Source organism: Paenibacillus sp. J2TS4 (genome assembly GCF_018403245.1).
In the GTDB taxonomy this organism is placed as follows: Bacteria; Bacillota; Bacilli; order Paenibacillales; family NBRC-103111; genus Paenibacillus_L.
Genome location: NZ_BOSH01000003.1, coordinates 420,371 through 442,312, shown reverse-complemented (window position 1 = coordinate 442,312; position 21,942 = coordinate 420,371). Strand labels below are relative to the sequence as shown.

At 49.0% G+C, this 21,942-nt stretch carries 17 protein-coding genes; 2 read left to right on the top strand and 15 right to left on the bottom strand.

Annotated features, from left to right (window positions below):
* Positions 1-454 precede the first annotated feature (454 nt).
* The 10 genes from KJS69_RS09275 to KJS69_RS09230 form a co-directional block, all read right to left on the bottom strand.
* Positions 455-1,171, bottom strand: coding sequence for an ATP-binding cassette domain-containing protein (locus KJS69_RS09275; protein ID WP_213583440.1), 717 nt, complete (start codon positions 1,169-1,171; stop codon positions 455-457).
* 144 nt (positions 1,172-1,315) lie between these two features.
* Entirely contained in the window at positions 1,316-2,713 is a 1,398-nt protein-coding gene (locus KJS69_RS09270) for a hypothetical protein (RefSeq protein ID WP_213583439.1), read from the bottom strand.
* A gap of 17 nt (positions 2,714-2,730) precedes the next feature.
* Positions 2,731-3,510: a hypothetical protein gene (locus KJS69_RS09265; RefSeq protein WP_213583438.1), complete on the bottom strand. Its 780-nt coding sequence runs from the start codon at positions 3,508-3,510 to the stop codon at positions 2,731-2,733.
* 56 nt (positions 3,511-3,566) lie between these two features.
* Positions 3,567-3,944: a GntR family transcriptional regulator gene (locus tag KJS69_RS09260; protein ID WP_213583437.1), complete on the bottom strand. Its 378-nt coding sequence runs from the start codon at positions 3,942-3,944 to the stop codon at positions 3,567-3,569.
* Positions 3,945-4,856: 912 nt separating this feature from the next.
* The gene (locus KJS69_RS09255) at positions 4,857-5,249 is read right to left on the bottom strand and encodes a VOC family protein (protein ID WP_213583436.1); all 393 of its coding nucleotides are present in this window, start codon (positions 5,247-5,249) and stop codon (positions 4,857-4,859) included.
* Between the two features lie 228 nt (positions 5,250-5,477).
* Positions 5,478-6,272 (bottom strand): ABC transporter ATP-binding protein, encoded by a 795-nt coding sequence (locus tag KJS69_RS09250; protein WP_213583435.1) that lies wholly within the window; start codon positions 6,270-6,272, stop codon positions 5,478-5,480.
* A 104-nt stretch (positions 6,273-6,376) separates the two neighbouring features.
* On the bottom strand, positions 6,377-7,216 hold the full coding sequence (locus tag KJS69_RS09245) for a deoxyribonuclease IV (RefSeq protein WP_213583434.1): 840 nt from the start codon (positions 7,214-7,216) through the stop codon (positions 6,377-6,379).
* A 155-nt stretch (positions 7,217-7,371) separates the two neighbouring features.
* Positions 7,372-8,181, bottom strand: a complete 810-nt coding sequence (locus KJS69_RS09240; RefSeq protein ID WP_213583433.1) for an Fpg/Nei family DNA glycosylase — start codon at positions 8,179-8,181, stop codon at positions 7,372-7,374.
* Between the two features lie 125 nt (positions 8,182-8,306).
* Positions 8,307-9,707 (bottom strand): ribonuclease H-like domain-containing protein, encoded by a 1,401-nt coding sequence (locus tag KJS69_RS09235; RefSeq protein ID WP_213583432.1) that lies wholly within the window; start codon positions 9,705-9,707, stop codon positions 8,307-8,309.
* The gene (locus tag KJS69_RS09230; RefSeq protein ID WP_213583431.1) at positions 9,704-11,989 is read right to left on the bottom strand and encodes a DEAD/DEAH box helicase; all 2,286 of its coding nucleotides are present in this window, start codon (positions 11,987-11,989) and stop codon (positions 9,704-9,706) included. The genes KJS69_RS09235 and KJS69_RS09230 overlap by 4 nt, the downstream gene beginning before the upstream one ends.
* Positions 11,990-12,575: 586 nt before the next feature.
* Between KJS69_RS09230 and KJS69_RS09225 the strand changes: the two genes are divergently transcribed.
* Positions 12,576-14,366 (top strand): ABC transporter ATP-binding protein, encoded by a 1,791-nt coding sequence (locus KJS69_RS09225; protein WP_213583430.1) that lies wholly within the window; start codon positions 12,576-12,578, stop codon positions 14,364-14,366.
* 17 nt (positions 14,367-14,383) lie between these two features.
* Positions 14,384-16,192, top strand: a complete 1,809-nt coding sequence (locus KJS69_RS09220) for an ABC transporter ATP-binding protein (protein ID WP_213583429.1) — start codon at positions 14,384-14,386, stop codon at positions 16,190-16,192.
* 452 nt (positions 16,193-16,644) lie between these two features.
* Here KJS69_RS09220 and KJS69_RS09215 read toward each other — a convergent pair whose 3' ends face one another.
* From KJS69_RS09215 to KJS69_RS09195, 5 genes are all read right to left on the bottom strand, one after another.
* Positions 16,645-17,487, bottom strand: a complete 843-nt coding sequence (locus KJS69_RS09215; RefSeq protein WP_213583428.1) for a phospholipase D family nuclease — start codon at positions 17,485-17,487, stop codon at positions 16,645-16,647.
* A gap of 390 nt (positions 17,488-17,877) precedes the next feature.
* The gene (locus KJS69_RS09210) at positions 17,878-18,075 is read right to left on the bottom strand and encodes a hypothetical protein (protein ID WP_213583427.1); all 198 of its coding nucleotides are present in this window, start codon (positions 18,073-18,075) and stop codon (positions 17,878-17,880) included.
* A 481-nt stretch (positions 18,076-18,556) separates the two neighbouring features.
* Positions 18,557-19,393, bottom strand: a complete 837-nt coding sequence (locus KJS69_RS09205; protein ID WP_213583426.1) for a carbohydrate ABC transporter permease — start codon at positions 19,391-19,393, stop codon at positions 18,557-18,559.
* A 26-nt stretch (positions 19,394-19,419) separates the two neighbouring features.
* Positions 19,420-20,367: a carbohydrate ABC transporter permease gene (locus KJS69_RS09200; RefSeq protein WP_249730442.1), complete on the bottom strand. Its 948-nt coding sequence runs from the start codon at positions 20,365-20,367 to the stop codon at positions 19,420-19,422.
* Positions 20,368-20,392: 25 nt separating this feature from the next.
* Entirely contained in the window at positions 20,393-21,874 is a 1,482-nt protein-coding gene (locus KJS69_RS09195) for an extracellular solute-binding protein (RefSeq protein WP_249730441.1), read from the bottom strand.
* Positions 21,875-21,942 lie beyond the last annotated feature (68 nt).

Here is a 21,942-nt window from a genome sequence, read left to right as displayed (position 1 = left end):
ATTAAATATCCGACCTTTTTGTTTAAAAAACCGTAAGCTTTCGTAAATCAAGAAGACTCACCGAGTTTTTCCTCAATCATTTCGATGACTTCAGTTTTTTCCTGTCGCTGCGCCAACTCCAATGGGGTCATTTAACTTCACCTCCAAACATGGAATTGACCCCATGTACGTAGTAAAGAAGCCAGCGCCTGATAAAGAACGGAATCATATAAAACTGCAATTTTACATCCATTCTAGCTGTGCGTGGGCCAGCCAAAGAAAATTCCTGCGAAAATACATGAATTTTTACTCGGATGTGTACTTACAAGCCATATTAATTGAAATTCCTGTAGTTTTGCAGGCTTTTGCTCCATGCAACCGATTTCGATAAATAAAACTGTAGTTTCGCAGGCATTTTGCGTCGCACGGAGCTTTTTTACAAGCTACGGATGTTACGGAACATCGGGAAGGTCCCCTACTCAAAGATCTCCTTATATTTATTTTCCTCATAGCCTGATATTTCGGCCATAACGTCTGCCAAGCTTCGGCCTTGCTCCCGAAGGTCATCGATATACAAGTCGGCCTTCACTCGCCCATAGCGCAGGATAACCGCCCGGTCCAGCACATTTTCGATCTCATCTATAATATGGGTAGTGATCAGAATCGTTTCATCGCCTTTCAGACTGGAGACCATCAGCTTCAAAAAGTCTCGTCGAGTAAACATATCCTTGCCCAGAAACGGTTCATCCATCAAGATATACTTGGCGCCTTTAGAAAACCCAGCGCAAATTTCCAGTTTGGACTTCTCCCCTTTGGAAAATTTCTTGATCGCCACATGCCGCTCCAGCTTAAAAAACTTTAACAGCTTATCATACCGCTTCCTATCAAAATTCGGAAAAAAATCTTCTAAAAAATCTGCATACTCATAAGGAGTCCGATCGGGCAGGAAGCTTCCCTCCTCCGTAATAAAAGCCATGTTCTCATACTGCTCGGTGACCGGCCTGCCGTCTATCCTAATTTCGCCGTTCTGGAGATCCCCTATCCCCATGATCGCCTTGAGCATCGTTGTTTTCCCGCTTCCGTTCTCCCCCAGAATACCGACGATTTCCCCGCCAGGAATCGTCAGGTTCTCCCAGTACATCCCGTAATGGCCCCCGGCATATTTTTTGGTCACAAATTTGAGCTCAATCATCGTTCTCCCCCGCTATCCTTTTTGGGCAAGCTATGGATACTCTCCACTCCACCTATTGTTGATTCCATCCTGCATCCTGCGTATCTTCCATCTTACTCGTCTTCCATCATCCTGTTTTTCTCCAACCCGCTCACTCGGACATAACTACTCGATCTTTAGGTTATCGAAATGACGGTAATCGAACTCGTCATACCCGAAGCCCCCGGTCGAAGGCGGTAAATTCATCACCCGGATGATATCATCATTCATATCCGTCACCAGTTCACCCTTATAAACCAGCTTCGCATTCTCATAAACATAGATCATAAGATGTTTAGGACGTACAATATCATAAGGAACTTGGCTCTCTTCTTCACTTTCTATCAACGTTTTAACAACATAAAGCTTGCCTTGGCGGTGGCTGATCAGAGTAGTGTCGTAAAAGCGGTCTATTTCTTCTCTCGGATAGCTCTCCTTAACAGTATCGATCCACTTGATGCCATTGCTCAAATCAAAGCTCAGCATCGTAGTCTTAACATCATCGGGCTCCGAAGGCCCCCTGCTCAGGATCAAATTTATCACTTGCACATCGTGATCGATATGCGCCTCATAGGCCGCATAATGCGTCTCTTCCTTGGAATCAGCGGGAAAACTTGCATTATCCTGGATTGCGATATCATCCATAGTGACTTTGCCAAGCTCCGCTCCGCTACGGCTGTCGAACCTCCGAAGCGTCAGTTTGTTATCTTCCGCTAGAATCAGTGCCAATTTATCGCCAACCGCCTCCAATCCAAGCACTTCAATCTTGGGTGCCCCTTCTTTTCTGTTGTTATCCAGATCGATAGTTACCAGTTCCTTAGCGGCTTTTTCACTGGGACGACTAAACCCTCCGACAGTAAAATCCGTAATCTCGTATATCCCATTCGTTCCCGTATAATCGCTTGTCGTGGGCACCGTAAAATAAACTTTATCACCGATCCTCGTAATCCCGTAATTCAGGTGATTCATGAAGAAGTACTGCCTGGACGAATCTTCCGTACTCGTTCCAGACCCGCTATTCGTATTCGTCCCTGTAATGATAGAGGTATCCATATTGTCCGTAATCATGCCAATATTTTCGCTCTTCCTTGGATCATGATAGGTCAAACCTGTTTTGACATAGCCCGTGCCGGAAGTTATATTTTTAAGATTCCTTCTATCCTCATACGTTATATCGAAATCGAACGTTCCCACAAATGAGGGTCTTGCCTCATGCTGAATCCCATCAATGATTTTCGGGGCTCCCGGTGAATAGCGATTGGAGAATCTTCCCGCAACGTTGTCATAAATTTCGGTAGCTGTTTCCACCAGACTTCCTTGAATGGAAAAATGAGTGCGGTGGTACCCATCCCGCAAGTCCCCGCTAATCGTTACGTCCTCAAGGGCAGAGCGGTCACCGGAAAGGTCTCGCAATTCAAAGGTTCCCGCTTCCTTGGCCGTATAAATTCTCATAAATACGATTGCTGCAATAACCAAAGCGGCCATAAGCATCGGAATGGCCAGATGTCTTTTCAAATAATCCACTTCAGCCTCCCCCTTTCCTAGGCGATCGCTCCTCGTTTAATGAGCCGGATGCTATGCCACATGAAAAATCCGCTTAACAGGAAAAGCATGCCGGACGTCAAATACAAATTTTTATAGACAACATAATAAGCAGGCGGAGTCATCCGGTAACTAATGACATTAATTAATAGAACAACTGCAGCCACAATAAAAATAAATCCCCAATAGCGCTTGCTCCGCTCACATAGAACCCCGTAATAAAAACCGGTAATCATCGTCAACAGAATGCTGACAGACGATAGAAATCCGTTAATATTCAGAGGAAGCACCATCCGTAAAAATGCGGAACGAATAAAGGCCAAAAACAGACCGTTCGCCATTACAAATTTTCCTCCCTCCCACTCTCCGACCTTGGCCGCCACCATTTCATAGCCGAGCCACACACTAATGAGCTGAGCCGCAAGCAGCACCATGACACCTATCGCAAAGGCGGATAGCTTGCTAAAATAGACCACTTCCCTTTTGACTGGCAAGGTTAAGAAAGTATAGATGCTTTTGCTCCCCCAGTAGCCGGCATAGAAGGTTTTCACGAAGAAAGCGCACAACGAGGCAAAATAAATAAGAAAGACAATGACACAGCCCGATGATACGTATAGATCTTCAAAACGTTCATGAACCGAGTACATCGTGTAGTCTTTCATCGCCACATTTAGAAACATTAACGGCGAAAGGATCGCTCCGAGGCTAAGAAGCAGGACGGCCCGGAGCATCAAGGAGAATTCATAATTCAATAACCGGTAAAATCCTTTTAGTTTCATTTTGACTTTTGTTCCCCTCCTTGTACTATACGACTAATACACTATGGACAAAAAAATTAATCTTGCTCCCAGAGCTCGCTTATTAAATCGACTACTTTCTTGAACGATAAATTAATTTCCTTGGCCGAGTCGATGAACTCCTTGACCATTTCTTGAGTAAGCTCTTCTTCGATGCGGGTCAGAATCGCTTCATCCACGAAAATGACACTCCCCTGATTGCCGCTTGTGTGTACATACCCTTCCTCCTCCATCAGCTTAAAAGCCTTCTGAACCGTGTTAGGATTAATATTCAACTGCGCCGCTATTTCACGTCGGGAAGGCAACTTATCTCCCGAGACCGCCCTCTTCAACAGAATCTGCCGTTTAACATACATGGCGGTCTGTATATAGACGGGCTCTTTATTATTGAGCTTTAACTCGTAAAAATTCAGCACACAAGCTTCACCTGCCTTCTTCCTTGTATGTATTATTGCAGTAGTACACATAGATTGTCAATAAGCAAGCGTAAACGGCTATCGCCGTCCTTTACGACAGATTGGCGTTTCGCGGTGAATTATAAGCATGATTATAAGTGTGATTCTTATAGATCCTTATAATTTAAAATAACCCCGCAAAGTGACGTGTGGCCTTCGAAGCCTATTCCGTCCGCCCCTGACAGGGTCGGCGTCTAAACCTTCCACTAAACGCAGTCGCACTTCCTGCTTTGCATCAAAAAAGGTTTATACATTACTTTGCGGGGAGCCCTGTAACATACCCCACAAAGTGACGTATGCCTTCGAAGCCTATTCCGTCCGCCCCCGACAGGGTCGGCGTCTAAACCTTCCACTAAACGCGGTCGCACTTCCTGCTTTGCATCGAAAAAGGTTTATACATTACTTTGCGGGGAGCCCCGAAACTTATAACTCAACATAGATGGCAAAATGCTCGCAAAATAGGACAACTAAATGGATTTCATGCAGCTAGTTTGCTCCGTTGAGGTTAAAAACGAAATCTAAGTGGAAAACCTCCATCTATTTTGTGCAAAAAGAGGGATATCAGCAAAAATACTCCATTTTAAATGCAGTTTTTCCATCTAGTCTAGTCCATTTGCCCCATTCGCTTCAATTTACCTACATAAAATACAGTTAGACGCTACCCTTCTCCCAGGCGAAAAAAAGCAAGGTGCCTGATCTCTTCCCTCTCCAGTCATTGCAAGGTTCCAAGCTTGGCATTAGCCTTTCCAAGCAGGGTTTTCCACCTGTTAAACTTCACGACCTAGGCTTGGTCGCACCGAAAGTGGAGTTATAATTTCTAATAAGTAAAAAACCGTCCACATGCCAATTGGCAAGTGGACGGCAAGATGCAATTTAGCGGGTAGACTCAAAAAATTCGATCCATTCTCCATCGGGACCATGGAAGAAAAAATATTTGGAGCCGTTCGGCAGAACTACGATTTCCTGATCGATTAACTTCACATGTTCCAGACTCTTGATTCTAGTCCATTCCTCTTCCACATTATCTACAGTAATAGCCAGATGATGAACTTTGCCTTCCTGCGGCAGTTGGTCGTTATAGCCTTCGATCAGCTCAATCTCCGTCTCTCCGTCCACGTCAAACCCGAGAAATGCTAGCTTCAAGACACCATTGGAATGAGTGATCTTATCTTTCAACTGCAGACCGATCACTTCTTCATAGAAAGCGATCGACTTCTCCATATCCGCCACCATAACACCCACATGCTCAATCTTCGTACGTGCCATCGTTCCCCATCCTTTACTCTAGTCATCCTCTTCCTTACACCAGAGGTTAATATAATTAAGCCTATGCGAAAACTATTAATTCGTCAAGATGGTGTAAAGATGGCCGGTCCAGATAGCCGCTGGCCGAAACCTTCCATTGGAACCCTTTGAGGATGATCGGCCACCCTAAACTGAAAAACCAGCTTCCTCCTGGGAGAAGCTGGTCCTAGGGCAGCGTGCTGTCCTGTTCTATATAGAGGCGGGAGCGGCTGAACCGTTAGGAACGACCTGAATCCATGGACGGTCGCCATTCCATTCGAGCGTAACGGGAACATCGTAAGCATTCCGTAAATTTTGTTCGGTCAGCACTTCTTTCTTTGGCCCCGCCGCCACGATTTTGCCTTCACTAATAAGAGCGATATGAGTAAAAATAGGCATGATTTCTTCGATATGATGAGTTACATAGAGTATCGATACTCCAGTGTTTTGAAGATCATTGATCGATTGAAGCAGCTTCTCCCGCTCGTACAGGTCTAATCCGGAGCAAGGCTCATCCATTACGAGGACTGCCGGGTCGGTCATCAGGGCTCGAGCGAGTAAGATCTTTTTGCGTTCCCCTTGGGATAGTGTGCCGAGCGGCTGGTCCGCAACATGACCCAGCTCTACTTTATCGATCATGACCCGGGCTTTATCTATCGCTTCCTGAGGGATTTCTTCATAGAACCGCAAATATCCGTACTCGGCCGCCGCCACCGCTTCCCATACCGGATCTCCGGGAGTCAGCTTCTCGAACAAGGATTGGCTGATATAGCCGATTTGCTTGCGCACTTCGCGCACATCACATTGACCATAAGGGTGGCCCAGCACACGAACCGAACCCGAGCTTGGAAAAAGGTAGCCGTTAATTAACTCGAGAATCGTCGTCTTGCCGGACCCGTTTTTACCCAGAAGCACCCAGTGCTCCCCTTCGCGGATCTCTAAATTAACGTCATTAAGGATTTGTCTCTCTTCTCTTTTAAAATAAATCGATTTCAATTCAATCATCAGTTCACCAACTTATCTGTGTTTTTCCGGCACCTACCCTTTTATTGTAGCTTGGAACTCGTCTGATGACCAGACCTTTCCTGGGAATGGATAACTGAACGGGTTTAGAGTGCTCTTTGAACAGCCTCTATAATGTACTTTATTTCTTCCCTATGGGTATGATCAGATCCTGCAGCGGTCTCCAAAATGACAGGAACCGTCCGGATAGGAGGGGACAGTAAAAATTCTAGCAAATGGTCTTCCCCGATTTTCCCTTGGCCAAAGTTGGCGTGCCGGTCCTTCCTCGATCCGCTCGGATAGACGGAATCATTCAAATGCACGACCTGCAATTGGTCAAAATAGCCAAGCTCTCCTCCTCTCTCGACAAGCTCCGGCCAGTTGCGCCCGTTCCATAGCCCGCTGGCAAAGGCGTGGCACGTATCCAAGCAGAATCCGATCTTATCCGGATGGTCCGCCAGCTTGCGGATTTGGACAAGCTCCTCCAGGGTCGTTCCCATGGCCGCTCCTTCCCCTGCCTGATTCTCGATAAGCAGCTTGGCCTTCCCCGTCCAATCCTTAAGGACAGCATTCAGCGTATCAATAATAAAGCGATACCCTTGCAGCGGATCTTTAGACTTGAATTTGCCAAAATGGACAACGATCCCTGCGGAGCCGCAGCACTCCGCTATTTCCAGATCATTGATCAAGGAGGCGATAACCGCCTCCCGCAAGGGAGAAGGCTCCAGAGCGAGATTAGCCGGATAAGGAGAATGCCCGACCGAGATCAAATCCTGTTCCCGGCAATATTGAGCACAGGCGGCACCATCCGCTGCATCGAATGATTTGAGGCTTAATCCTCTCGGATTTTTGGGGAAATATTGAAAGCAGCTCGCGCCGATAGCGGTAGCTGTTCTGGCCGCTTGCAAATAACCGCGGCGTATGCTGATATGGCTGCCCAAGCGCATGGGAATTCTCCTTTCGCAGACATTCTTGCTCTATCCCTGACCTTTGCGTTCTAATTACCACTACCGTTACAGATCCTATCTACCGCTGTCGTCAGCTATTTACCACGAGCCGTTGGTGTTACTATTTACATCAGACCATTGGTGGCGTTGCTTTTTTACCGCTGGCAGTTGGAGCAGTAAAACACTTTGCGTGAAGAGAGGTGATCCGAGACGATTGAATGGCCGCAGCGGTAGCACGCTTCCCCGCCCCTGTCATATACAAGATAGGCATCGTTGTAGCCCCCGGTCAACCCGTCCCCGCAATAAAGCGGATTCTCCATATATCCGCCTTTATGTATGGCTCGTTGCAGCACGGTTCGCATCGAGCGAAAGAGCGCGGATGCCACATCCGGACCGATCTCTCCGCTGTTATGGGTGGGCAGCAGTCCTGCTTCAAAACAGATTTCGTCGGAATAGCAGTTTCCAATTCCGGCAATCCACTGTTGGTTGGTCAATAACGGCTTCAGTGCACCTTTCTTGCTTTGCAGCCGCTCGCGGAATGTCGCTTCGCTGAAGTCCAGCGCTAACGGCTCGGGTCCAAGCTCTCCCAATCTCTCGCTTAATTGCGGCTCTGTAAGGAGATGCAGAAAGCCCAGTCTCAGTCCGATAAAATACAGCGTGCCTGCGCCAAAGTCGATTTCGACCTGCGTGTTGCGATCCGGCTTATCCGCTTCCGTGCCAAAATGCATCCATCCTCCGAGCATCAAGTGAAGAAGCAAGCTGCTTCCGGAGTCCAAACGGAAAATTAAATATTTGGCGCGGCGTTGGATTTCCATAATGGTCCGGCCGACCAATTCTCCATGAAACCGATCCGGGAGCACATTGATCGATTTCGGTCTGCCTACACGGACATCCGTAATAGGCTTGCCTACGACCAGCTTCGTTAATAGCATTCGGTAAGTTTCCATTTCCGGTAATTCGGGCATGCGGCAGCCCTCCTAGCTCATGTCAATATTATGCATACGGCGAATTCCTTATCGCCTGCAATATATTAAGCTATGTCCCCTTTAATGGAAGAATAAACGTTAATCCGCGGGCTGATCCCGTTGGCTCACGCATCCTCAACACGTAACTCCAGTTGCGAGTATTCTGTACGCATGTCATGAAGCTCCTCCAGCGCTTTGCGCATTTCCTTCGTTTTCAGCCGATCCACCCGCTTGCGGATTTCCTCCAACAGAGGCTGATGCTTCGCGCCACGGCGAAGAAGCGATTCTCTCCTCCAGGCAATATGATAGGCCTCTTCGGCATAAGCAAGAGCATCGCCATAATTCTTCTCCTTATGCTCATAATATTTCGCCAGCTCGATATACGGCTCAATGGCCGTCAGTTGAGAGGCGCACGGAGGACGAGACACCAATCCCTTCCAGATCGGGAGGGCCAAATCATACTTTCCCTTCTTCTTATACAGAGCCGCCAACTCGAGGCGGAATTCGTCCGCGTCCCGGGATTCGGAGAGAAGAAGCCGTTCGAATGCCCGATCGGCCTGTTCCGGACGTCCCCATTGATGCAGCCACTTGCCAAGCCGGTACAGCTCCTCTGCCTCCATCCCGGTCAGTTCCAGTTCACCGCGCAGCGCTTTGCCAAAATGGATGGCCAGACCTGCCAGCGATAGCACATCCTGCTCGTTATGATCCAGCACTCCTTCCAGTATGGACGGATCTCCTTCTGCCAAGTACCGGAAATACAGCGTCGGAGCAAGCGAACCGGGAACATCATCCACACGAATATGGCCGAGACGGCTTTCTTCCACAATCCCCAGCCGGCAAGCAGGCAGCGTATTGCGCCAGAGGCTGCGTGAGGCGTACAAAAAATCGAGCTGGGTGAGCGGCTCTTGATCCAGCTCCATCCGGTTTAAAATGTAGCGATTTTTGATGATCGGCCAGTCGAAAGTACGGCCGTTGTAAGTAACGAGACAGGAAAACCCAGCCAACAGCCGATTAAAATAGGCGAGCATCGCGATCTCTTCCGCAGGATTCCGGATGAGCATCTGTTCAACGATGAACTGTCCGGACCGATAGTAGCCAATGCCGAGCATGAACGGCACGTTGCCCGCGCCGATGCCGAGCCCAGTCGTCTCCGTATCAAAGAACAATAGCTCCTCAGGCTGCAGATCCGCCTTGCCGGCCAATTCTGCCAGCTCGCTGCAGACCTCGGACAGCTTGCCAAGCGGATAACGGCCATGCCGATGGCCGGCCGGATAGCTGTGCTTCCGAATGAGAAAGCCTCCCCATTCGTTGCTTTCAAACCGCGCCCCCAACCGCTCCCAGCCTGCTGCCGGAGCAGCTTCTTCGGGGGGAGCTTCAGCCGAAGCAGGTTTAGGATCGCTCCCTTCAGGCGGAGCCATCCTTTGGGAGATCTCTGCGGCCTCAGATGGTTTGTCGGGTGAAGGCGCCACGGGCTTGGTCGCTTGTGTCTTTTTTAAACGGTTAAGCCGTTCCCTCAATAAGCTCATCGGTCACTCACCATCCTTGTCAGCAGTCCCATCGCCAATTGCTTGCCGGTCAGCCCCACTTCCTCTATCGGTCCGACACAGGCGGGGCATCCGCTTAAACAGGTACAGCGGGTAATCAAATCCGCCGCTTGACGCAGCAGTTCCCCATGCACATCATAAAGCCGCTCGCTTAAGCCGACACCTCCGGGATAGCGGTCATAGAAAAATACGGTCGGCTTTTTGTTGTGGACAGCCTTGACCTGCGGAACAACGCGGATATCCAGCGGATCGCACATCAAATGCAAAGGAGCGATGTGGATGAGCACATTGGCCAGCCCAAGCAGAGCATATTGCATATCGTTAACGGACATCGTGCTAGCCAGCTCGTCGTCAATCGTAAACCAGTACGAGCTAGTATGTAATTCCTCTTCGGGCAAATGAATGGGCCCGGAGCCAATATTCTCATGAGTGCGCAGCTTTATTTTTTTAAATATCGTTGGCTTGGCATTAACGGTTACTTCTCCGAACTGCCTGACGATGCCCGGCAGCGTCTCTTCCTTATGCAGATGCAGCACCTTAAGCTGGACCGCCAAGGATGCGTCCGTGAAATAATCGACGTTAACCTCGCGGACGTAAGCTTTCTTCTCCTCCCAATCCAGCTTCTCGACCTGGTACTGCACTCCTTCGTGAATATAAATAGCCTCCTCATGGATCAAGGTCGGAGCGCTGAAGCGGTCCACCTCCCCGATGACGCGGCTGCCGGAGGTGATGTCGATAATGACAAAGTTCTCCTGAGCAGCGGAGCGCAGCGATATATCATGAGCGGGAAAGGACTGCTCCATCCAGTACCATCGGTTCTGAACCCGATGCAGAATATGCTCCTCCGTCAGAAATTCCAATATGTCAGCGAGCGATTCGCCTCCGAAGGATTCCCCTTCCTCGAACGGCAGCTCGTAGGCGGCGCATTTAATATGATCGACAAGGATGATCAGATTCTCCGGATGGATCAGCGCTCTTTCCGGCGGCTTCTCGAAGAAATACGCCGGATTCTGGATCACATATTGATCGAGCGGGTTGCTGCTCGCCACCATAACCGTGACCGAGCTTTCCTGGCGCCTTCCCGCCCGCCCGGACTGCTGCCACGTGCTGGCGATCGTGCCGGGATACCCGTTCAGCACGCAGGCCTGAAGCTGCCCGATGTCGATGCCCAGCTCGAGCGCGTTCGTGCTGACGACGCCGCGGATTTCACCGCTGCGGAGCCCTCTCTCGATCTCCCGCCGCAGCTTGGGCAAGTAACCGCCCCGATACCCGCGAATCGATTTCGTCCCGAGCTCGTGCCGCACCGTATCCTGCAAATACGTCAGCAAAATCTCGACCCTCACCCGGCTGCGGGCGAACACGATCGTCTGAATGCCGTTCTTCAGCAGACTGCCGGCGATTTTTCTCGTCTCGAGCACACTGCTTCTGCGAATGCCCAGCTGACGGTTGACGACCGGCGGATTGTAGAAGACAAAATGCTTCTCCCCGGCCGGAGCCCCGTTGTTATCGATCAGCTCGACCGGCTCCCCGATCAATCTCTCGGCATGCTCCCGCGGGTTGTCGATCGTCGCGGAAGCACACAGGAACTGCGGGGAAGAGCCATAAAACTTGCAAATCCGCTTTAACCTCCGGATGACATTGGCCACATGGCTTCCGAAGACTCCGCGATAGGAATGCACCTCATCAATAACAATATATTGAATATTCTCAAACAGCTTCACCCACTTCGTATGATGAGGAAGAATGGCGGAATGGAGCATATCCGGGTTCGTCACGACAATATGCCCGGCATTGCGGATCGCCTGCCTGACCGTCGGAGGCGTGTCACCGTCATAGGTATGGGTCTTAATGTCCGCGCCCATCGCATCCACAATTTCCTTCAGCTCCGCAACCTGATCCTGCGCCAACGCTTTGGTCGGAAACAAATAAAGGGCGCGGGAGCTGTCGTCCTCCAATATTCTCTGAAGGACCGGCAAATTGTAGCATAAGGTTTTGCCGGAGGCGGTAGGCGTCACTGTAACGGTATGCCGGCCTTGGCGGACGGCCTGGAAAGAAGCGGCCTGATGGCTGTACAGCTGGAAAATTCCCCGTTCTCTCAGCGCATCCTGAATATCTGTCAGAAGCTCCTCCGGGAACGGGGAGTATTGAGCCTCCCTTGGCGGAATCGTGTGCCAGTAAGAAACGTGCTCCATAAATTCCGGACTTTGGCGAAGCCAGTCGATCATTTCCGCTATGGAGGAAAGCTTTCCCGTCAATTGATTCATCTATAGTTCTCCTTTGTTTCGGTTTCTTCCGGTCTTTGTTCTACATTATAGAATTTATAAGTTTCGGGGCTCCCCGCAAAGTAATGTATAAACCTTTTTCGATGCAAAGCAGGAAGTGCGACCGCGTTTAGTGGAAAGTTTAAACGCCGACCCTGTCAGGGGCGGACGGAATACGCTTCGAAGGCCAACCTCACTTTGCGGGGTTATTTCGCGATGTTTTGCCATGATTCTATTGTACAGAATATACGTTCGTGTTACAATGACTTTGTTCCACTTTATATTCCTTCATAATTTAACTTTGCTTAGTCCGGCAACGCCTGGGCTTTCCTTCCTGCCCTCCAGTCACCATCGTGTTAGACAGGGCCCTTTTCCATCCCATGAATTACGCTTAATTCCAGCCCTTTTGAGCTTTTTGCTAAAAATTAAATATAACGATAATTCCCTATTGCCGAATTGTCCGGGGCGATGATAATATCAGGATATATTTTCCAAATCGAAGACCGCAGTCTCGAATGGACTCTGGTCTTTTATTATGTTGAATGAGCCTTTGACCTAGGTTGCAAATCAGAACAAGGAGGGATCCCTTTTGCGTGTTTTTATCAGACTGTTCAACTACATTCTTCCTTACAAAGGTTGGGTGACGCTGGCGACCTTGACGATGATCTTCGGGATAGGCTTCGATCTGCTCGCTCCCTGGTTATTGATGAAGACCATTGACGTCGGTATTGCCGAGAGGAACATGCAGGCCATCATTCTGTACTCGCTTCTGCTCGCCTTCGGACAGCTGGTCAAAAGCGCAGCGATGTACATGCAGGGATACTCTCAGGAAAAGGTCGGGCAGAACGTCATTTTTGACATTAGACGGCAGCTTTACAGCCATTTGCAACGATTATCGTTTGGTTACTACGATAAAGCGCAGACTGGCCAAATCATGTCGCGGATGACGGGAGATATCGAAGCGGTCAAAAATTTCGTCGGATTCGGCGCCATGCAAATTGTCACGGGCATGATCACCTTTATCGGGACGATTGCCGTCATGCTGCTTATCCAATGGAAGGTCACCTTGATCAGCATGGTGACTGTCCCCCTCCTCATTCTGGCCCTCTGGCAATTCAATAGGAAGGTGGGGCCGGCCTGGAGCGACATTCGCGAGCAAATGGGCAGACTGACCACCACTCTGCAGGAAAACATTTCGGGGATCCGCGTAGTTAAAGCGTTTGCTCAGGAGAAGCTGGAAAAGTCCAAATTCGGCAACCGTAATGAAACCAATTTTGATTCCAACATGAACCGGGCCAAAATCGAATCGCGCTCGTTTCCGCTAATGAATTTTTACGGCGGCATCATTTTTCTTCTCATGATTTGGGTAGGCGGTCTTTATGTCTATAAGGGGGAGATGACCATTGGGGAACTGACCGCTTTTCAATGGTATGCCTGGGGAATTATATGGCCGCTGAACATGCTCGGCTGGCTGGTTAACATTATGCAGCAAGCGATTAAGGCGGCGCCGCGGGTGTTCGAAATTCTCGATACGCCCGTCGATATTGAATCCCCGCCCGGGGGCGGAATCAGTGCCGGCTCCCTTCAAGGGTATGTTGATTTTGATAACGTTACCTTCCGGTTTCCGGGAGATGCCCAGCATGAATCACGGCCTGTACTGGAGCAGCTCAACTTCAGCGTACGCCCGGGGCAGGCGATAGCTATTCTCGGACCGACCGGCTCCGGCAAAAGCAGCCTGATCCAGCTTATGGCCCGATTCTATGACGTCACTTCCGGGCAAGTCCGCCTGGATGGGCGGGCAATTCAGGAATATAATCTGCAGGAGCTGCGAACCAGAATCGGCATTGTCCCTCAGGAAACATTCCTGTTCTCGGCGACGATTCGCGACAATATTGCGTTCGGGCATACCGAGGCTGCCCAGGAGCAGATCGAATGGGCCGCCCGCAAGGCGCAAATTCACGATTTCATTCTGACGATGCCGGATGGATACGATACTATGATTGGCGAACGGGGAGTCGGCTTGTCCGGAGGCCAGAGACAACGGGTCGCTTTGGCGAGAGCGATTCTGATGGACCCGCCGATCCTCATTCTCGATGAAGCGACAGCCAGTGTCGATACGGCGACCGAGTCTGCGATTCACGAAGCGCTCGAAGAGGTAATGGAAGGACGGACAACATTCATCGTTGCCCAGAGGCTCTCGTCCATTCAGCGCGCCGATCGAATCATCGTGCTGGAAGAAGGGAGAATCGTCGAGCAGGGCACGCATCGGGAGCTGATGGAGAGCGATGGCTTCTTCCGCAAGCTGTTCCGGCTGCAGATGGAAGCCGGGGCCCTGCCTGAGGCTGTGCCCTCGCCCTCCAAGCTGCCTGTGAACGGATGAAAGGACGGTGATAACGGATGAGCTCATACGAATGGGATTCCGAGGAAGAACAGGATAAACCGTTTAACAAACAATATCTGGCCCGCATGTTCGGTTATTTGAAGCCGCATAAGAGAACGATGATCTTCGTCTCCATTATCGTCGTCATCAATATGCTGCTCAGTCTCGCGGAGCCTATCTTAATCCGCTACGCTATCGACGAAGGGATGGTCGCCAAGAACCTGACGGTGATCCATCTGGTCGGAATCGGCCTGCTGGCGCTTCGACTGGCGGGCTGGCTGCTTGGCGTTCTGCAGATCCGGCTCGTTAACTTCACCGGCCAGCGAATTTTGTTCGAGTTAAGACAGCAGTTGTTCAACCATCTGCAATCGCTGTCCTTCCGATTTTTTGACGGACGGCCGGCCGGTAAAATCATGTCGCGGATTACGAATGACACGAACGCCATCGGAGAACTGATCAACGGCGGTTTAATTACGCTGTTAATGGAAACGACCCACCTGGTCGGGATTGTCGTCATCCTACTGTACTGGGATTGGAAGCTGGCGTTGATGGCTTTTACCGTATTGCCGTTTCTTTATTTACTCGTATCGAGATTTCGCCCGAAGATCGAATCCTCGTGGCTGCGCTCCCGGAGGACGATCTCAGCTATTAACGGGAACGTGAACGAAACCATTCAAGGCATTCGTGTTATTCAGGCCTTCTCCCGGCAGGAGACGAACAACCGCCGCTTTCATGAGATCAACTCCAAGAACCGGAAAGCTTTCATGAAAGCCGTATCGCTGGAATCCTTTGTTTGGCCGCTGGTAGAACTGATCGGTATGATCGGAACGTGTCTGGTCGTCTGGTACGGTGCTATTCGCGTGCTCAATGGAGATTTAACCGTCGGATTTATCGTTGCCTTTATCAACTACTTGTGGAGATTTTGGGGGCCGCTCAGCTCCTTGTCCAAAGTATACAGTCAACTGCTGTCGGCTATGGCTTCCGCAGATCGTATCTTCGAAATACTCGATACGAAGCCCGAGGTCAAGGATGCGCCCAACGCCAAGCCTCTCCCTCCGATCCGGGGAAGAGTTGTCTTTGACCAGGTTTCCTTCCGCTACGCGCCCGATAAGCCAGAGGTGCTCCGCACTATCCAATTGGACACCAAGCCGGGTCAGAGGATAGCGATAGTCGGGCCCACCGGAGCGGGCAAAAGTACAATCGTCAACATGCTGATGCGCTTCTATGATCCGACCTCGGGCAAGGTTCTTATTGACGGCCACGACATTAAGGAAGTCTCTTTAGCTTCTTTGCGCAGTCAGATCGGCATTGTTTTGCAGGACTCCTTCATTTTCTCAGGCACGATAGAAGAAAATTTACGCTATGGCAAAAAAGACGCCACCCTGGAAGAAATCGAGAGGGCGGCAAGAAGCGTGCGGATTGACCGGCTGGTGGAGAAATTCCCGAATGGCTATCAGACCCAGGTGGAGGAACGCGGCTCTATGCTGTCTGTCGGACAGCGGCAGCTCCTCGCTTTCGGCAGAGTTCTGCTGGCTGATCCAAAAATATTGATATTGGACGAAGCGACCTCCAGCGTTGATACGGAAACCGAGCAGCATATTCAGGAGGCGCTGACTACGCTGCTGGAAGGCAGAACAGCCTTTATCATTGCACACCGGTTATCGACCATCCGCGATGCCGATGTCATTCTGGTCATTGAGCAAGGACGGATCGCCGAGAGCGGCTCGCACGATGAACTGCTTGGCCAGCAAGGCATTTATGCCAATCTGTATTACAACCAGTTCCTGATGCAGCAGAGCTTGGCGCAAAAGGCGAGCGGAACCTAAGCCTCTCCCCTTCGGGTTCAATCCTAGAAGTGCTTATTCAACGCTCAAAACCTAGCCATTGCGCGGCGTAGACAGGATTGCTTTTGACTAAAGCTCTGCTCCTGCTTGAACCAGAACATCCCGAATCGTTGTTTAACGGCTCGGGATGTTTGTATTCGTATATGACGGTCTCAGAAGGACTAATAATGTTATGATTGAATGCCTTTGTGTCGTAGAGAGATGTCTTGGCTCGGGAAATAGAATTAAAAAATTTGCCCCTTACGATAAGCTTTTTTGTCGCAAGGAATGTCATTTCGTTTCTTATTCAGCCTGTTTCCGTCGAGATTTGGAATATGTTGCAATATTAAGCGGCCATTTTCGGTCCATATCTTGTCACATTCTGCGCTTTCCCAGGAAATGTTGATTTCCTGCTTTAGTTTCCATCCTATTGTTTCCGTACTTTTTCTGTACTACTATTGTTTAGCTGCACGATAACCGGCAGCTTCCGCTTCTTCAGTCGTACAGAACATCTCGACATTCGCGTTTGTCTTTTCGTAGGATTGTCCACCTGGCACATGGTACACCATGGAATTTTTATTCCCTTTGATCAAGGGGTCCTCGCAGTTCTCAGATGGAGCGGCCGGGACTGGCAGGTTTGCCGCCACTTTCTTATTAGTGTTCTCAGTCTCGGAATTAGCGGGCTTCTTGGAATTCGTGTTATTTTCCGGCTCTTCCTCCATCGCAATCCGTTTTTCCACCGTATCAAATCGCGAAGAATCATTCCACATCTTTTCAAACTCATCCGCAAACGATTGGGCGATCTCTTCATCGCGGATCACCATTAAGATCTCATCATTTCTTGTGCTGGCCGCCTTCGAGTAATTATAAGAACCGGTAGTGACCACCTTTTTGTCAACGATCGTCATTTTGTGATGCATCAGGCCGCTGTGACTATTTACTTTCAGGGGAACGCCGGCGCTTCCGACTATTTTTAGCGCTTCATTCTGAGACTTTCCCCCGGATTGAATTTTATCCGTAATCACCCGAACGGCAACTCCCCGCTTCTGTGCTTCCTTGATAGCCTGGACAATTTCGGGATGCGTCAGACTGTAGATAGCAATGTCCAAAGAGTCCGTTGCAGACTCTATCACCTCTACAAGCAATTTTTCCGGGTGCTGATTTTCCTGTGTAAAAGCCCATTCGATCTTGGCCTCGTTATTCGAGAACGAGGGGGCAGCGTCGCTATTCGCAATAGCCGAGCAGCCAACTAGTAAAGCGATCCATACCGTACTGCATAATACTTTAAATAATTTCATGGTTGTCCTCCTGGATGTTCTAGAAAAAACGCAGCCTCGTAGAAATTACATGGATGACACCCAATCTCCTTCTAGCCAAATGAGGAGGATTGAAGTGCAAAAATACCTCTTAAATCCAACCATTTTCCCGAAATGGGCATTGAGGTGCAAAAGTACCCACTAAATGGGAGAAATCCTCGTTTTTTTTAAAATCGTGGAATATAGAGCGCATTATTACACCTTGATCTCAAAAATGGCTAGGACGATAGAATTGGGGTGTACAATTGACCTTATTTTTGTTTTCCTACCTAACTCCAAGCCACTTGCCATAATATTAAAAGCAAGCACCTTTCGCTTCGTATCCCGCCGCACCTCTGCTCACTCGTTATGTACTTCTTTTTGCACTCCCTGTTAGTGCAGCTTCAAATAAAGCCAAGTTACAATTCCCAGCGCTACAATCGTCGCTAAGGCAACGAAAGCAGCATACCCGGCCTTGGTCTTAATCTCAGTATATCGATCGTAATAATCGGGATTTCTTCTAAACCCACCGATCCACAGCTCCCCAATTAAATTCAAGACGACCAGTACAAAGTTTCTCACACGTTCCAATTCAACCCACCCCTTAACAAATTGTCTCTGACTGTTCCCTATTCCATCGTCCCTTTGGCTGCAGTTCTCCTTCTCGGGGATGAAGGATCCATAATCTTGCCCCCATCCGGTTAACGGGGGATATGAGACGACTTTTACCCTGAAAAAATTGTACAACCAAATATTAACATAAATCCGCTACTTAATTCTATGATGCGGGAAGATTTGTGATGATACAGCAAGATTCGTGGCAATTTTTAATTATTCAGTCACAGATGACAATAGCCGAGTATATATTCTTGCGCACGGTTTTCGCCAATTGCTCTATCGTTAGTTTCATCCCCAATAAACATGCCCCCATCACCGATCGGGAATAGGGGCATACTTCTTTTTTATAATAATCGGATAACTAAAAATTGTCATCATTATCCAGAGCACAGAGCGCTATTCAGAGATTGTGGAGCGACTCCATCTCCGATAAGGATATATTCACTCTCGCAATTCATCCCTTAACCGCTCCGAGTGTCGCGCCTTCCATGATCCAGCGCTGGAAGAACATATACATAAGTACCGAGGGGATCATCGCAATCATTACGCCGGCAAACAGGGTTACCCAATCCGATTTATACTGCATGAGCTTATTGGCCTGATACATGGCCACCCCGATCGTATATTTTTTTTCATCGCTCAAGTAAATAAAGGGTCCTAAAAAATTGTTGTAGAGCGCAAGAAATTTAAAAATAGCTATAGTGACAATGCCCGGTGTAGATAAAGGGACAATAATTCGGAAGAAGGTCTGAAAGATGGAGGCTCCATCCATGAATGCGCTCTCTTCCAATTCTTTGGGCAAGGACTGCATAAATCCGCCAAGGAGCATTAAGAAAAACACGCTTTCTCCCAAGCTGTCCAAGATGACCAGCCCCGTCAGACTATTGGTTAAATTAAGGTCCCGCATCAGGACGTACTGCGGAATAAGGGCATTGATCCCCGGCAGAAATAAGGACAGCATAATAGCCGCCCAAATCAGTTTTCTTCCTTTAAACTCCATTCGAGTTAACGCGTAAGCATTCATCGTCGTCAGAAAGGTGCCGATAAGCAGGCTGGCCCCTACGTAATACAGCGTATTCAGCATCGCTTTACCGATGCCATAGTTCGTCCAGGCATTCCTGTAATTCGTCCAATTAATCGTTTCGGACAGCGCCCATACATCCTGAAAAAATTCCCGATTTGTCTTCACCGACTGATACAGGATCCAAATAATTGGAAATAGGATCGTGAAAGACCATACTATTAATACAATCCACCAAATAACATCTATAAATGTACGTTTTTCTTTCACGAATACAACACCTTCTCACCTTGAAATTAATACTCGACTCCTTTGTTCGCTGTGTACTTGTCAATAATTAATTTCGCTCCAATGAGAATAACGAACAGAAACATTCCGATAGCCGAAGCGTAGCCATAGTTATGATATTCTTCACCGAATGCGAGATTAAACATATACAAACCGATGACGTCTGTTGATCCTGAAGGTCCTCCATTGGTCAGGATCAATATATTTTCCACGCTGCGAAACACCCCCAGCACCAAGAACAACGCGCTTACCCGAATGATAGGCATCATTAACGGAACCGTAATTCGGAACAGCCGCTGCATGTGGGAAGCCCCCTCCAATATCGCAGACTCATACAGAGACTTGGGAATTGAAATCATCGCGTTAATAAAAATGATCAGGTAGGTGCCGACGCCTCCCCACACCCACGGGGGGATAATCGCCCAAATCGCCGTCTGGGGCTCTCCCAGCCAATACAGGTCTCTTATCGGAATTCCGACGGCACGAATAAGAGAGTTTAATAATCCGTAGCTGCCGTTGTAGACGAACATCCACAGCAAGGCGATGACAACCGTCGATAACACATTGGGGAAGAAAAAGAGCACTTTGAAAAAGGACATCCCTCTGTATCCCTTACTGGAAATAAGATACGCCAAGACGATCGAGATAAAAATAACAAGCCAAGGAACGGTTAGGATAAAGATCAAATTATGGCCCAGTGCGCGCCACACATATTTATCCTGAAACAGAGTCACGAAGTTTTGCAGACCGACAAATATCGGTTCCCCGATCCCATCCCAATTCAGCAAGGAATAGTAAGCGGACAATAGATTGGGATACAGCGTAAATAACAAGTATCCTCCGAAGGCCGGAACAATGGCCAATAGGAGAAATAGCATTTTGTCCATTGGCATTCTTCTCAGCCGTCTCTTAGGGACAGGGAACCGTTCCGTTGGATTCGATACAGGTTGGTTCAATACCATGCTCTCCTTTGCCGAGCTATCATTTCTGGGCCTGGATAGCTTTCTCTAACAGCTTCTCCGCTTCTTCCAGGATCGGCTGGGGATCCTGCTTGCCCGAGGTGATGGCTGTAATCGCTTCATTCATGACTTTAGAAGCTTGCGCGAAGGCGGGATCGGTCAAGGTTACGTTGCGGTAGCCGCTTTCTCCTCTTGTATTGTTGTTCTTGTTGTACTCCAGAATCGATTTCGTCAAGGTTTGCAGCTTATCCGCCCGTGCCGGATCATCGGCAAAGTCCTTGCGCAGAGGAATGGCGCCCGCTTTCTCACCGAGTACTTCCTGAACGTCCAGGTTTAACATCCAGACGTTGAATTCCTTGGCCCATTTCTTATTCAATTCCGGCTTGCCCTCCCAAATATAGAAGCCGTTCCCGGATGTTAAGCGAGTCCACTTCGTAGCGGCAGGGTCCTCTCCCATGGGCACCACCATATAGCCCCACTCGAACCCTTCCGGCGTAGAATCCTTCATCTCATTCTCCACCCAGCTGCCGGTCGAGACCATAGCTGCCTTATGCTGCAGAACTTGCATTTGCGACTGGGTGTGATCCAGAGCCGCCACCCCTTCCGGGAAGTATCCTTTTTTGCCCATTTCATAAAGGCGGTTCCAGAGATCTACATACTCAGGGGCCAAGTATTGCGGCAGCTTGTAGTTACGGAAGTCATCCTCGAATTTTTCCAGGTTGCCGCTATTCTCCGCTAACTCGAACAGCTTCCATGTCCCGAATGCATTATTGATATAGGTTACGTGTACCCCGGTGTACGTAATCGGAATAATACCGGCTTGCTTGATCGTCTCCAGCAGCTCCATAAACTCGGACCAGGTTTTCGGATTCTGGTTCCAGCCATGCTCTTCAAACAGCTTCTTGTCATAAAATAATCCCGCCCCCGTACCGGTATTAGGCAGCGCATAAGTCTTTCCCAAAATACGGCCGGCTGTTTCGAACGTCCCTTCCATCATCAGCTCTCTGACCGTCTTCCCATTGCCATCATAGAGCTTGTGATCCCATAAATCCTCTTGATCGACCAGCTTGCCGTTTTCTACAAGGGCGGTGATGGCCGGTGTGCCTCCCGGCAAGCTGGAGTTGAACATATCGAACATGTCTTCATCGTTGCCAGCCGATATTTTCGTATTCACGACCGTTTGAACCGTTGGCGAGTAGGTCACTTCAAAACTGACGTTAGGGAATTTCTGCTTGAAGGTATCCAAGGCATAGTCGATATATTCCCGGCCCATTCCCGCTTCGAAAAAGCCCATCTTCAAGGTCACCTTTTCATTTTTCGGCAAGCCGTTCTCGGGATAAACCTCCTCTTCCGCGGTATCCTTATCTTTAGTATTATCAGATGCATCGGCAGAAGGAGCTGGAGTTGGCGAGCTTTCCCCGCCTTCGTATTTTTTCGCGCAGGCCAGAACCGTAATGGAAACAAGGAAGCAAAGCAACAGAATTGTAATCGTTTTCAATTTCATTGTTCATTCATTCCCCTCTGTTATTCTTCTATATTTACATGGAAACAAGAACAGTCCATCGCTTGAAG